This window comes from Nonomuraea sp. NPDC023979 (assembly GCF_040639085.1).
In the GTDB taxonomy this organism is placed as follows: domain Bacteria; phylum Actinomycetota; class Actinomycetes; order Streptosporangiales; family Streptosporangiaceae; genus Nonomuraea; species Nonomuraea ceibae.
In genome coordinates, this window is sequence record NZ_JBEZZG010000003.1 from 16,367 (window position 1) to 30,532 (window position 14,166).

Here is a 14,166-nt window from a genome sequence, read left to right on the forward strand (position 1 = left end):
TGCTCTACTGGGCCAGACTCCACAGCCGCACGGTGCCGTCGAACCCGCCCGTGACGGCCACCTTCGTGCCGCCGACCTCGGCCAGGGCGGCCCCCAGCACCGGTGCGCCATGCCCGGCCAGCGGGCCGCCCACCTGCCGGCCCGCCTTCAGGTCCCACACGCGGACCAGACCGTCGTCCTGGGCGGCGACCGCGACGGTCCTGCCCCCCGCCTGACCCGCCGCCACTGCCCGGACGAACGCGTCGTGCTCCACCGGGGCGCCGATCGGCGCACCGGTGCGCGCGTCCCACAGCCGGGTGACGGCCTCACCCGCGGTGATCACCGCGGGAGTGTCGCCGAGCGTCACGAACGCGGCCGTCGACAGCTCGTGCCCGGCCCGGAACGACCGCACGCGCTGCCGCGTGTCGAGCCGCCACAGGTGAGCCTCCTCCTCGGCGGTGACCAGCGCGACCGGCACGCCGTCGAGCGTGCCCAGGGCCACCGAGGTCAGCTCCGTGTCGCCGGTGATCGGGGCGCCGAGCTGCCTGCGTGTCCTGAGGTCCCACACGCGCACCGACCGGTCGCCCGCCGTGACGGCCACCGGCGTGCCGCCGAGCGTCCCCGTCGCCACCGAACGGACCACGTCGGTATGACCGGTGAGCGGGTCGCCGGCCTGCCGGCCCGTGTCGAGGTTCCACACCCGTACGGCGCGATCCTCGCCGCCGCTGACGACCACCGGCACGCCGTCGACCGTGGTCAGCGCGACTGCCGACACGCTGCCCGCGTGCCCCGTCAGCGGTCCGCCGCGCGGCCGCCGCGCCGCCAGGTCCCACACCCGCACCGTCCGGTCGTGGCCGCCGGTGACCGCCACCGGCGTGCCGCCGAGCGTGCCCGTCGCCACCGCCAGGACCTTCCCCGGATGCCCCGGGAGCGGGTCGCCGCTCCTCTCCCGCGTGTCGAGGTCCCACACCTGGACGGGCCCGAACGAGGTGGCGGCGACGGCGTACGGCTCGCCGTCCCTCTCCCCGTACGCGACGGCCGTGACCGGGCCCGGAGCCTCCATCGTGCCCATCGGCTTCTGTGAGGCCACGTCCCACATGCGCAGCATGCCCTCCGCGCCCGCCGTCACCGCGACCGGCGAGCCGCCGTCCACGCTGCCGAGCGCCACGGCGTTGACCGAATCGGTGTGCTCCCCGAACACGCCCACCTGCTTGCGCGACTCCAGATCCCAGACGCGCGCCGTGTTGTCGTACGCCGTGGTGACCACCCGCGGGCGGTCGAACGCGGTGAAGGCCACCGAAGTGATCTTGTCGCCGTGGCCCGTCAGAGGGGCGCCGTGCTCGCGGCGGGTCCTGAGGTTCCACACCTGGGCCACGTGCTCCGACCCGGCCGTCACCACCACCGGCACGCCGCCCACCTCCCCCACGGCCACGTCCGTCACGTAGTCGCCGCCCACCTGGAACGCCTCCCCCAGCGGCGCCCTCCTGGCCAGATCCCAGACGCGCACGGTGTTGCCCGTGCCCGCCGTCACCGCCACCGGCACCCCGTCCACCTCGCCCAGGGCCAGCGTCGTGATCGAGTCCTCGTGGTCCAGAGCCGCGCCGAGCTGGCGGTGCGTCCTCAGGTCCCACACCCTGGCCGTGTCGTCATGGCTGCCCGTCACCGCGATCGGCGTGCCGTTCAGCTCGCCCAGCGCCACCGCCGTCACCTCGTTCTCGTGCCCGGCCAGCGGGTCCCCCAGCTGCTTGCCGGCCGCCAGGTCCCATACGCGCGCCGTGCCGTCGTCGCCGCCCGTCACGGCGATCGGCGCACTGTCCAGCGTCCCGGTGGCGACCGCCTTGACGTCGCCCCGGTGACCGGCGATCGGCTCCCCCACCGCCTGCCCGAACGCCACCTTCGAGGGGCTTTCCGGCAGGTTCGCCACCACCAGCGCCACCACCACGACCGCCGCCGCCACCGGCCCCCCGACCTTCCCCCACCACCCGAGCCCCCGCGAGGACGCCCCTCCGGGATTGGACCCACCTACGGGAACGGACGCCCCTCCCGGCTCGGGCGCCGCCTCCAGGACGGGTCTGCCTTGAGGGCTGACCGCGCCTTCGGGGGCGGGCGCCCGTACGCGGGCGCGTGCCTGCACGGGGTTGGGCGCCCCCTCGTGGGCGGCTGTGGCAGCCGGGGCGGGGGCGCTCCCGGGCGGGGACTCCGGTACGGGCCCTTCCCCACCGATGGAGGCGCCTGCTCCGGACGCCCCGCCGACGGCGGCCTCGCTCCTGGAGAAGGGCAACCCTCCAGCGGAGGGCGAGCCTCCGGGAGAGGCCGGGCCCTCGGGGGTGGGCCGGCGTCCGGGAGAGGGCGGGCCCTCGGGGGAAGGCCGGCCCTCGGGAGGGTGTAGGTCCCCACGCGGGGACGGCCCTCCGGAAGAGCGCGAGCCCTCCGGCGAGGACGCACCTCCAAGAGAGCGCGGGCCCCCCGCAGAGGGCGCGTCCCCCGGAGGGGGCGTGTTCCCAGGGGCGTCCCGGAGGAGGGTGGGGGCGGGGTCGGGGGTGGCTGTGACGAGGAGGCGGAGGGCGGCGTCGGGGGTGGGGCGGGCGGCGGGGTCCTTGGCGAGGCAGGCTTCGACGAGGGGCCGGAGGGCGGCGGGGAGGGCGGTGAGGTCGGGAGCGCCGGTGAGGATGCGGTGCATGACGGCCGGGAGGCTGTGGTCGCCGAAGACGGCGCGGCCGGTGGCGGCGAAGGCGAGGGTGGCGCCCCAGGCCCACATGTCGGAGGCCGCCGTGGCGCGGCTGCCGGCGAACAGTTCAGGCGCCATGTACGAGGGCGTCCCGACGAGGCCGCCGGCGGTGGAGGTCTGGTCGAGGACGCGGGCGATGCCGAAGTCGATGACGCGGGGCCCGTCGGGCCCGAGCAGGACGTTGCCCGGTTTGAAGTCGCGGTGCACGATGCCGGCGCGGTGGATGGCCGACAGCGCGGCGGCGGTGCCGATGCCGATGCGGATGACGGCGCCGGGTTCGCGGGGCCCGTCGCGGGTGACGAGCTGTTGCAGTGACTCTCCGGGCACGTACTCGCTGACGATGTACGGGCGTCCGCCGGTGAGGTCGGCGGCGAGCATCCGCGCGGTGCTGAACTGGGCGACGCGCCGGGCGGCGGCGACCTCGCGCAGGAACAGCTCGCGGGCGTGGGCGTCGGTGGGGGCGAGCGGGTGTAAGACCTTGATCGCGACCCGTTGCCCGGCGGCCGTCTCGGCGAGGTAGACGACACCCTGGCCCCCTTCGCCAAGACGGCCGAGCAAGCGGTGACCGCCTACGGATGCCGGATCCCCCGGCCACAGGGGAGCGGACACGCCGTCAGGAGGCCAGGACCGTGCTCAGGCGCTCCTGGCGGAGCTGCTCGTAGCGGGTGTCGTCGAGCGGGGCGAGCTCGCCGACGCGCCATGACAGCAGCAGGTCGGCCAGCGCGGGGTTGCGGGCGAGGGCGGGGCCGTGCAGGTAGGTGCCGATGACGTGACCGGCGTAGCAGCCCTCGAAGCCGTCGCCGTTGCCGACGCCCTTGACGGTCTTGGACAGCGGCCGGACGCCGGGGCCGAGCCGGGTGACGCCCATGTGGTTCTCGAAGCCGGTCAGCGTGGGCAGGCCGAGCGCGGCGTCGACCTCGGCCACGAGCTCGCCGACGGCGCGGGCGGGGCCGCGGGCGCTGGAGATGTCGAGCAGGCCGATGCCGTCGACCGGCTGGCCCTCCTCGCCGCCGAACGTGCTGCCCATGATCTGGTAGCCGGCGCAGACGGCGAGCATGGCGGCGCCGCGGGCCACGGCGCGGTGCAGGCCGCCGTCGCGGCGCAGGCGTTCGGCCGCGAGGATCTGCGGCCGGTCCTCGCCGCCGCCGATCAGGTAGATGTCGCCGGTCTCGGGGACGGGGTCGGCGGACCGTACGTGGATCGTCTCGGTCTCGATGCCCCGGCGCTGCGCCCGGTGCTCCAGGACGAGCGCGTTGCCCTGGTCGCCATAGGTGCTGAGCAGGTCGGGGTAGATCCAGACGATGCGAAGGGCGCTGTCAGACGGCACGGCCGAACTCCGATCGGATCAGCTGGAAGGCGGTGTAGTTGGCGATCACGTCGACCCGGCCGGGCGGCTGCATGGCCAGCGCCTCGGAGAAGGAGGAGCACAGCGCGAACGGCACGTCGGCGACCTCCAGCCGGAGCGCCAGGTCGAGCCGCCGCTCGCCGGTGACGAACACCGGGCGGCCGCGCAGGATGCGGTAGTCGACGTCCCACAGCCAGGAGGTGTCGCGCCCGTCGGGGCCCTGGGCGTTGACGGACAGGATGATCGGCAGGCTCGGGTCGGTGACGTCGAACGCCTCCAGCCAGCCCGCCGGGTTTTTGGCGAGCAGCAGCCGGGCGTGGCGGCCGTCGCGCTCGACGGTCGTGTAGCGGCCGGCGACCGAGGTGACCTCGCGCAGCCGGGGCAGCGCCCGCTCGACCGGCAGCCCGAACGCCTCGGAGACGGCCAGCGCCATCGCCGCGTTGGACCGGTTGGCCAGGCCGGGGAGCTGGATGTCGAGCAGCCAGCGCTGCCCGCGCGGGTCGATGACCGCGTCGTCGTCGAGCACCCACTGCGGCTCCGGCCGGTGGAAGGTGCATTCGCGGCAGGCCCAGTCGACGCCCTTGCGCTCCAGCGGGCCGCCGCATTCGGGGCAGCTCCAGGAGTCTTCCTTCCAGCGCTGCCCGCCGGCCACCCAGGTGACCTTGGCGGCGGTCGAGGCGCCCCAGGTGACGAGCGGGTCGTCGCAGTTGGCGATGACGTGGGTGGGTTTGCCGGACAGCGCCCTGCGCCACTTCTGCGCCAGGAGCCAGATCTCGGCGGCGCGGTCCATCTGGTCGCGGCTGAGGTTCATCAGGCAGACGACGCCCGCGCCGGTGGTGTCGAGCACCTCGGGCAGGTATTTCTCGTCCACCTCCAGCACGCCGTAGGGGGCGCTCTTGTGCTGCGACAGCGCGGAGACGTGGCCCGCCGGCATGTTGGCGCCATAGGCGTTGGTGGCCACCTCGCCCAGCTCCAGCAGGGCGGAGGTGATCAGCCGGGTGGTGGTCGTCTTGCCGTTGGTGGCGCTCACCAGGGCCAGCTTGCGGTCGCGGGCGAGCTGGCGGAGCAGGTCGGGCTCGAGCATCAGGCCGACCCTGCCGCCGATCACCGAACCGTCACCCCGCCCGGTCATCCTGGACAGCGTCGCGGCACTGCGGCCCAGAGCGCTCGCGAGCTGAGCCCGCAGTGGAAGCTGGGTCATGAACAAGAATCCTAGTCGGCCCGGGGCATCCCGGGCCCTCCTACTCGCCGCCCGACTCCACGAACGCGATCTCCGGGGCGCCGCCGTCCTCGAACGGCAGCACGAACCGGCGCGGCCACGACAGCACGCCTTCCAGCCATCCGGCGCCCATCGTCTGGCCGACGTGGCGGAGCCTGGCGGGCGCCTCGACGCCGATGGCGACCGAGTTGACGTCGCGCTGGACGCCGTCGCCCTCGTCGTCGCCGAGGATGACCCGCCACGCCAGCGCCCTGTTGTGCGCGACCTCCATCGACAGCGGGTGGTGGCGCAGTGCCTTGGCCCGGTGGCCGAGCAGCTCGGCGTGCATCAGGTCGGCGGAGCCGTTGCCGTTGGCCTGCTGGCGGAACAGCGCGTACTCCAGGGGCGGGGCGGGGCTGCGCAGGTCGGGCGCGGGCCTGCCGTACGGGAAGAGCCTGTCGACCTCGTGCAGCCAGCGCACCTGCGGGATCACCCACGACGCGCCGGGACGCTCGCCGCCCGGTTCGAGCGAGCCGAGCAGGCGGGTGGCGGTCTCGGCGGCCTTCTCGGTGAGCAGGGCGGGGTCGAACCAGCTCCGCAGCGACCAGGCGCGGCGCTGCACGGCCCGTTCGACCAGGGTGGCGAGCAGGCACTCGCGGCGGCGGGCCGGCAGGTCGGACCAGGCGCCCGCAAGGCTGCGCGGGACGCCGGGCAGCGGCCGGTTGCTGACGAACGCGAGCACGACCGTGTCGCACCAGATGCGCAGCCACGCCCAGTCGGGGGCGTCGGCGAGCACGTCGGCCTCGCGCAGCTCGACGAGCGTGCACGCCTGCCCGGTGCGGCACTGCGCGCCGCAGGCGGCCGAGCGGCGTCCGCGGATCGGCGGCGGCGGGCTCGCCAGCAGCTTCTCGCGTGACTCGCCGAGCGGCACGCGGACGCGCAGCGGCCGGTCCATCCCGTCGGCGAACACGGCGGCGTCGCCCGGCGGCAGCGACACGACGTGGCGGGACTGCTCGTCGCTGAGGTTCATGGCGGCGCCGACGAGCCGGCGGTCGTCCTCGGCGGGCAGCCGGTGCACGACCTTGAGCGCGGTGTTCTTGACCACGTCGGGGACGAGCTTGGTGGGGATCTGCTCGGCCACGACGATGCCCTCGCCGTACGCCCTGATTTCGGCGAGCATGCCGGCCAGGAGCTCGACGGCGTGGGTGGCGGCCCGGCCGGCGCCCCGGTCGCGCAGCAGCCGGTGCGCCTCCTCGATGACGATGACGTGCCGCAGGTCGGCGGTCTTCTCCTGGCGGGCGCGCATCCGCAGGTGCTCGACGATGCGGATGATCAGCGTGCCCATGAGGAACGCCTTGTCCTCGTCGTTGGCGACGTCCTCGATGGCGAGCACGACGTTGCGGCGCATGAGGCCGCCGATGTCGGCGGGGTGGCCGCCCTCGAAGAAGCGGCCCGCCGAGCCGACGCGCAGCGAGCGCAGCCGCAGCGAGATGAAGCCTTCTACGTCGGCCTGCACCTCGCGGCCGTAGCCGATCTCCTTGATCACGTCCATGGCGTGCTGCTGGAGCTGTTCGAGTGTCGGCACGCTGGGCGGGACCTTGGAGCCCGGCACCGCGCCGCCGGTGACGACGTCCCAGCCGGTGGCCTCGTAGACGCGCTGGAGGGCCAGCGACATGATCTGCGGGAACGGCTCCTCGGCGTCGAAGGCGGCCATGAACAGCGCCCTGACCATGTCGATGTGCGCCTGGACGGGGTAGCCGGGCTCGGGCTCCAGCGGGTTGATGCTGAACGGCACGCCGCCGGGCGCCGACGGGTTGATCACCGTGACGGGGCCGATCGACTCCACCCGGCCGGCCATGGCCGCGTACTCGGACTTGGCCGCCTCGATCGCGAGCCACGGGATGCCGGCGTGGCTGAGCTGTTCCAGCAGGTGCCTGACCGTCTGCGACTTGCCCGAGCCGGTCGCCCCGGTGACGAAGGCGTGCCGGTTGAGCGTGGCCAGCGGCACCCGGAACGAGCCGACGCCGCGGTCCTGGCCGTCGAGGATCTCGCCCAGCTCCAGCTCGCCCTCGCCCGCCTCGGAGGTCACGTCGAAGAACCCGGAGTCGAGCACCCGCACGCCCGGCACCTCCCGCCTGGGCAGCCCGGCGAGCGCCGCCAGCGCCCCCGCCGTGGCCGCGAAGGGGGCGGCGGCGCCGTCGGCGGGGTCCTGCATGGTGATGGCCAGCGCCTCGGGCAGCGCGTGCACCGAGCCCTGGGCGCTGCGCAGCCGGTACGGGTGGTGGCTCATCTCGACCGAGCCGACCAGGACGGGCGCGATCTGGCCCAGTTCCTCGGCGGTGGCGGCCCCGGCCAGCACCCGTACGTTCCACAGCCCGGCCTCGCGGAAGGCGTCGAGCTCCTGCATCCGGCGTTCGGCCCGCTCGGCGTCGAACCGGGACCGCTCGGAGGCGTCGCCGTACTGCCTGAGCACGTTGAGCTGGGTGCGCAGGTGGGCCACCTCGGCGTCGAGCAGGTCGGTCGGCTCGGCCACGACCAGCCAGGCGAACGGCCGCGACATGAGCGTCACCAGCGTCGACTCGAACAGCGTGGGCCGCTTCAGCTCGTCCGGGTCGAGCCCGGCGGAGTCGCGCCGGCCGCCGAGCGGCGGCGCCTGGCGGCCCGGGCACGGCGTCCACACCAGGTCGGCCAGGTCGGCCAGGTACTCCTCGTCGAGCTCGACGCCGCGCGCGCCGCCCGGGAAGAGCAGCGGCTGCGGCCCGGCGGGCCGGCCGAGCGCGTCGGGCGAGCGGCGCGGCTGGCGCGGCGGCGACAGCGGCCCGGCGTTGGTGATCAGTTCCAGCGGCGCGCCGGAGCCGCGCGACAGCCAGCCGATGACGAACGGCCGGTCCCGCTGGGCTGCCGACAGCACGGCGGGCAGCACGGTGACGAAATCCCACTCCGCCGACGAGCTGCGCGAGGGTGCTGCGATGGACTGGATCCGGTACCAGGGCCCGCTCAGCGACACACTCGGCTGCATTTCATCCCCCCACAGACGGTCGTTCAGTAAAACTCCGCCCCCCGCCAGCGCGGCACCTCGGCATTGACCATGTCATTGCCTGTCCTTGCGCCAGTCCAGGCGCGGCGGGGGCGGGCCCAGATTCGGCGGCGGCTCGCCGTCGCCGTTCTCCTGGTGTCCGGCGCCGAGGACGGCGTCGCGGACGTCCTCCAGCTCGCCCAGCGTCGTCTTGGGGAAGGTGAGGATGGCCGGGTTGGCGTCGGCCAGGCGGACGCGCCGGCCCTGCGCGGTGGCGTCGGTGACGATCACCGACGTGGTGGGGAGCTGCTGGAGCTGGTGCGGTTCGACGAGGAACTCGCGCGAGCGCTGGAGCACCCGCTCGGTCTCGGAGATCTTGTCGGCGGTCCTGCCCCACTCGGTGGACTCCGTGATGTCCTCGGCCAGGTCGGCGTGGCTCTCGGCGCGCTCCTGGCCGCCGTCGTCGAGCTGGTCGATGGTGGAGGTGTAGCCGCCGTCCAGGCGCGGCAGCGAGTCGCTGATCGTCTCGGTGAGCTGGGCCAGCTCCAGCCGGTGCTCGGTGCCGACGTGCTCGCTGGCGACGCGGGAGTCCTCGGCGTTGCCGAGCCGCATGAACGCCACCGCCGCGTGCCCCCGGCCCAGCCGCTCGCGCACGGTCGGGGTCAGCGACCGGTACGTGAGCACGAGCCCCGTACGGGAGGTCTCGCAGGCGTCCATGAGCCGGTCGAGCACGTCGCCGCGGAGCTTGTCCGCGCCCGCCACGATGATCGTGTGATACCAGGGCCGGTCGGAGGCGGGCGACTGGCGCAGGATGTGCGTGAGCGCCGTCGCGACGTACGTGCCCAGCACCCGGTTGCCGAAGACGCCCGCCTGGCGGTCCATGCTGACGACCCGCAGCCTCGCCGGGGGCAGCCGCACCGCCTGGGTGCCGAGCGTCTCCAGCTTGCGTAACTGCGACTCCAGCGCCCAGGCGCGCTCGATCACCACCCGGTCGCTGACGCCCCGCCCGAACAGCGTGCCGATGCGCTCGAGCTGCGACGCCGTGATCAGGCCGAACCGCAGGTCGTCGCGCGGGTCGCCGACCTGGGCGAGCGCCCGCAGCGCGGCCGTGACCTGGCTGATCGTGGCGTTCTCGCCGAGCACCTCCAGCACCCGCTCCAGGATCGCGTTGTCGAAGCTGAGGTCGCGGGTGGTGCGGTGCTCCTCGCTCACGCTGACCACGTGCGCCAGCACGTCGGCGAACGCCTCCGGCTTGAGCGTCGCGCCCAGGTCGAGCCGGGGCAGGTCGACGGGCAGCACCCAGACCAGCGGATCGTCGCCGCCCTTGCGGGCCAGCTCGATCAGGTCCTTGGCGATCGCGCCCTCCGACAGGTCGAGCACGGTCAGGTGACCGCCGCTGTAGAGGCGGGTGGCGCCCAGCAGCGTGATCAGCGCCGACCAGCCGGGCAGCGTGCCGCCCGCCACGTCGACGCGGTCGATCTCGTCGGGGACGGCCACCGCGTACCAGTTGAGCTGGCGGTCGTGGCGCTCCTTGACCTCCTGCCACTCCCGGTAGCGCTGGGCGTGCTCCTCCTGGGCGCGGAACAGCTCCCGGTCGCGCTCCTGACGCTGCCGGTCGGCCCGCGCCTGCTGCTCGGACACGCGGTATTTCACCGCCCGGTCGCCCTGGAGGATCGCGTACGCGCAGATCGCCGCCACACCGCCGGCCGCCGCTATCCCGAGGAGCGCGAACGACCAGTCCAGGTAGCCGGCGACGGCCACCACCAGCAGCAGCGCGGTCAGCGCCAGCATGAACATGCGCACGAACCGCACCGGCCGGTTGAGCATGTCCTCCTGGAGCCGCTCGCGGCGCAGCAGCTCGGGGTCCGGCCCGTCACCGGCCGCCGGCGCCTCCTCGGCGGGCGAGGGGCGCTTCGGCGGCGGGCCCGGATCGGGATGGAGCAGGAGGTACTGCCAGCCCAGATAGATGCGGTCCGACTGGAGCTGTGCGTGATCGGGATGCACGTCCGCCACGTGACCCCCTCCGGCTGCCCTGTGTCATGACAGCGTAAAAGCTACAACCCCTGCTGTGGCAGGGTTCGCGGCAATTCGGCCAGCGCAATGGGCGCATTGGGGTGAGTGGGATGAGTGTGACCTATTACCATCCATACCCATGACGGAACCCTCCGGCGGCAGCGACAAGCCGAGACGCCCGGTAGCGGTGCCCGCCCTGGCCCTGGTGGCGCTCACCGCCATCGGCGTCACCGCCCTGCTCGGCGGCCTCAACGAGGCGCCCGAGGCCCCGCCGCCCAAGGTCAAGACCGGGCACAGCTTCGACCAGGGTCAGTTCGAGACCCAGTTCGTGGAGTCGAAGGTCACGCTGCAGCGGGCGCAGATCGGGTCCGCCGAGAACAAGCGCTTCCTCGACGTGCTCTTCAAGGTCACCAACAAGACCGACGAGACCATCTCGGTCGGCCACCTGCCCACCGACAAGGGCAGCGGCTACAGCTTCGGCGGCGCGCTGCTCAAGATGACGCCCGAGATCAGGACGAAGTCCGGCGGCCGGCTGTTCGTCACCTCCAAGGGCGCCGAGTCCGCCCAGCTCCACCCCGGCGTCCCCGTCACCGTGGTCGCCCGCTACGAGCTCGACGCCGCCGCCGAGCCGCCCGCGGAGGTCACCTACGAGCTCGGCGTGTACGAGTCCGTCGAGAACCCCCTCACCGGCGAGACCAGCTGGATCCTGCCGAGCGAGGACGACCCCCTCGGCAAGCCGGGAGCGACCGAGGTGGCCGCCACGGTCACCCTGCCCGTCAAGCGTGAGGACGCCTGATGACCGCGCAGACCGTGGCCCCGCGCCGCTCCCGCCGTCAGGCCCCGCGCCGCCGCGGCGCCGGCGCCGTCCTGCTCAGCACCCTGGCCGGGATCGTCCTCGCCGCCGGCGCCGTGGGCGTCCAGTCGCTGCGGCTCTCCGTCGAGGAGACGGGCGCCCCGCTCACGTACGCGGGCGCCAAGGGCGAGATGGTCGACGCCGGGCGCTTCTCCGTCCGCGTACGCGACGTCACCACCGCCAGGACTGTCAGGAACCAGGACGAGGCGGTGACCGCCGAGCAGGTGTTCCTCGTCGTCGAGGCCGAGGCGACCGTGCCGAAGGAACCCCTTCACCTGGGCCCCGCTGTGCTGCTCGCCGCCGACGGCAAGAAGTACACCGCCACGGACAAGGTCGACAAGATGGCGACGCTGGCGTACCCGTGGATCCAGCCGGGCTGGACGACCTCCGGGCGGTTCGTGTTCGAGGTGCCCGCCTCGGCGCTGGAAGGCGCGCAGGTCGTGTTCCGGCTGCCGATCGCCGGGCTGTACGTCGAGCCGATGCCGCCGGAGGCGCAGATCGACCTGGGCATCGACGCGGCGACGGCCAAGAAGCTGAGTTCCGCGCCCGCGGACGTTGTCGACCTGGGCGAGAAGAAGTAGACGATGAGCACTGACGACCGCGACTGGTTCGCCCCGGCCCCCGGCCGCCCGGCCCGGCCCGACGACCGGCCCCCCGCCGCCCCGCACCCGGGCGGTCCGCCCCAGGGCGGCTCGCCGTACCCGGAGGGCCCGCCCCAGAGCGGTCCGCCGTACCCGGAGGGCCCGCCCCAGGGCGGTCCCCCGTACCCCGGCGGGGCGCCGCAGGGCGGCCAGCCGCTCCCCGGGCGGCGCCGCCGTTCCAGGCCGGTGCCCCCCGGCCAGGGCACGCCCGGTCACGCCGCACCGGCCCCAGGTCAGGGCAGGCCCGGGGCGCCTCCGGGGCAGCAGCCGTACCCGGGGATGCAACGGCGCGTCGGCGTGCACCCGGACCAGCAGGTGTGGCCGCCCATGCGCCGGGAGTCCACCAGCTCCACGCAGCCGATCCCGGCGATCCCCAGCGCGGGCCCGCTCCCGCCCGGCGCGGCCCAGCCGCCCGGCCTCGCGCATCCGCCCGGCGCCCACGCGCAGGGTCCGCAGGCCCGGCCCGGGGCGGCCTCCGGCGACGCCGAGCCGCCGGGCGACGACGCCCGGACGGCGGCGCAGCCGCCCAAGCGCCCGCGTACGGTGCTGCTGGGGGTCGGCGCGGTGCTGGCGCTGGCGCTGAGCATCGGCCTGCCGACGGCCGACCGCTACCTGTTCTACAAGAGCGGCCAGCCGGGCGAGACCGTCCACGTGGTGCCCGCGGACCAGGAGAAGACGTTCGAGCACGTCACGTGGAAGTCGTCGATCGAGCCGATGGAGGCCCCGCCCGGCGGCAGGCACAACACGCCCGACAAGCAGTGGCTCAAGATCGTCGTCACGCGGAAGGCGGCCGACGAGACCGGCGCGGTGCTCACCGGCGTGCCGGAGCTCACGCTGGAGGACAAGCGGGAGCGCACCTGGCGGGTGGAGATCGTGGAGAACGACCTGCCCACGGACAAGCACGAGGTCGGCGTCCCGTACTCCTACACGGCGGGCGCGGTCGTGCCGAAGGCGGTGGCCGCGGAGGTGGAGCTGCATCTCGCGCCGGACATCACCTACCGCTCCGACACCCCGGTGGACAAGCTCATGGCGATCAGCCCGGAGGACGAGGCGAAGGCCGCGCGCAACGACGTGCTGGTGTTCAGGCGGTGATGTCCTCGCCCTGCAGCCGTGCCCTGGTGGCCGCGATGTCGAAGGCCGCGGCCAGCACGCTGTAGGTCAGCACGGTCACCAGGAGCTCCTTGACGAACGTCACCGGGTAACCGGCGTAGAGCCACATGAACGGCACGTCCGACCCGACGAGCGTGCGCACCGCCCGTTCCAGGTAGTCGGCGCCCACGTGGATGCCGGTGTAGAGCAGGCACATGAGCCCGAACAGCGCGGCCCCGCCCTTGATGGTGATGCGGAAGGCGTTGACCACGGGCACCCAGCGCTCGATGAAGCCGCCGGCGACGCGGTCCACGGCCGACTGGGTGATGGTGTGCGACTTCTCCAGCCGGTCGACGCCCCGCTCCAGCTTGGTGCCGCGCAGCGCCCTGCGGGTGTCGTCCACGCTTCCGCCGAACACGAGAATGGCCACGGCCAGCCAGGTCAGCGGCACGGCGAGCGCTTCGGTGATGTGCGGCCAGACCTCGCCGAACCAGTTCCAGAACGCCTCCCAGCCGGGCACGCTCTGCTTGGCCTGCTCCCAGAAGCTCTTGGTGCCGTCGACGACGGCCCGGTGCTCGGCCCATTCGCTGCGGGCCAGCGCGATGTTGTAGAGGGCGTTCAGCGCGCAGAACACGAAGGAGAACTCGGCGAAGGCGGCGGCGATGCCGGAGTAGCGGCCGGTGCCCCGTTCGACCATCCGGCCGAACAGCAGCCGCAGCCCGAACGTCACGACCATCGCGGCGAGCGAGACCCGCCAGTCCAGGCTGACCAGCCCGAGCCCGTACGTGACCTCCTCGTTCGTGCCGTTGGCCACGTTGTTGAGTATGGGCGTGTAGAAGTTGTCGTCCAGGTTGTGGAACAGGTCCATCTGCTGGAAGTCGGCGGCGTCCTCGTAGAACAGCGACCAGGCCATGTAGATGACGGCGAAGGCGGGCGCGACCCGGTTCAGCGAGTACCAGAACTGCTCGTCCGGCTGCCCGTCCGCCCGTCTGGCCCGGGTCTCCATGAGCGCGCGGCGCAGCGACAGGAACATGCCGGTGATCACCGTCATCGAGACGAGGATGATCACGGTCAGGAGCACGTAAGCGAGGATGAGCCGCGGCTGCCTGAAGCTGCCGTGCTGGACCTCGGTGGCGGCGTAGAGGAGTCCCCAGCGCAGCAGCTCGCCGACGGAGAACCACAGGATCAGAGGCAGCGCGCACCGCCCTGCGAGCCTGAGCGCGTGCAGGGGCAGCGAGAACGGCGACGGCACTCGCTGAGCCGGTTCGGGCCCAGGCCGGGGCGGTGCCATCACACCTGACGAT

9 protein-coding genes are annotated in these 14,166 nt (G+C 73.6%); 3 read left to right on the forward strand and 6 right to left on the reverse strand.

Annotated elements, in window-relative coordinates:
- Positions 1–4 precede the first annotated feature (4 nt).
- The 5 genes from AB0G11_RS06400 to AB0G11_RS06420 all read right to left on the reverse strand — a co-directional run bounded on the left by AB0G11_RS06400 (position 5) and on the right by AB0G11_RS06420 (position 10,279).
- Positions 5–3,265, reverse strand: coding sequence for a protein kinase (locus tag AB0G11_RS06400; protein ID WP_357584353.1), 3,261 nt, complete (start codon positions 3,263–3,265; stop codon positions 5–7).
- A 55-nt stretch (positions 3,266–3,320) separates the two neighbouring features.
- Positions 3,321–4,034, reverse strand: coding sequence for a glutamine amidotransferase (locus AB0G11_RS06405; protein WP_219519238.1), 714 nt, complete (start codon positions 4,032–4,034; stop codon positions 3,321–3,323).
- Complete coding sequence (locus tag AB0G11_RS06410) at positions 4,024–5,253, reverse strand: MurT ligase domain-containing protein (protein ID WP_219519248.1); 1,230 nt, start codon at positions 5,251–5,253, stop codon at positions 4,024–4,026. The genes AB0G11_RS06405 and AB0G11_RS06410 overlap by 11 nt, the downstream gene beginning before the upstream one ends.
- Before the next feature lie 40 nt (positions 5,254–5,293).
- Positions 5,294–8,269, reverse strand: coding sequence for an ATP-binding protein (locus tag AB0G11_RS06415; RefSeq protein ID WP_357584355.1), 2,976 nt, complete (start codon positions 8,267–8,269; stop codon positions 5,294–5,296).
- Between the two features lie 72 nt (positions 8,270–8,341).
- Entirely contained in the window at positions 8,342–10,279 is a 1,938-nt protein-coding gene (locus AB0G11_RS06420) for a hypothetical protein (protein ID WP_357584357.1), read from the reverse strand.
- Between the two features lie 139 nt (positions 10,280–10,418).
- Between AB0G11_RS06420 and AB0G11_RS06425 the strand changes: the two genes are divergently transcribed.
- The 3 genes from AB0G11_RS06425 to AB0G11_RS06435 are packed head-to-tail and all read left to right on the forward strand — an operon-like array spanning position 10,419 to position 12,865.
- Complete coding sequence (locus AB0G11_RS06425; protein WP_357584359.1) at positions 10,419–11,075, forward strand: hypothetical protein; 657 nt, start codon at positions 10,419–10,421, stop codon at positions 11,073–11,075.
- Complete coding sequence (locus AB0G11_RS06430; RefSeq protein WP_219519258.1) at positions 11,075–11,713, forward strand: hypothetical protein; 639 nt, start codon at positions 11,075–11,077, stop codon at positions 11,711–11,713. Before AB0G11_RS06425 ends, AB0G11_RS06430 begins: the two co-directional genes overlap by 1 nt.
- A 3-nt stretch (positions 11,714–11,716) precedes the next feature.
- Positions 11,717–12,865, forward strand: a complete 1,149-nt coding sequence (locus AB0G11_RS06435) for a hypothetical protein (RefSeq protein WP_357584361.1) — start codon at positions 11,717–11,719, stop codon at positions 12,863–12,865.
- On the opposite strand, the gene AB0G11_RS06440 is transcribed toward AB0G11_RS06435, so the two are convergent.
- Positions 12,855–14,114, reverse strand: a complete 1,260-nt coding sequence (locus AB0G11_RS06440) for a hypothetical protein (protein WP_219518541.1) — start codon at positions 14,112–14,114, stop codon at positions 12,855–12,857. The genes AB0G11_RS06435 and AB0G11_RS06440 overlap by 11 nt on opposite strands.
- Between the last annotated feature and the right edge of the window lie 52 nt (positions 14,115–14,166).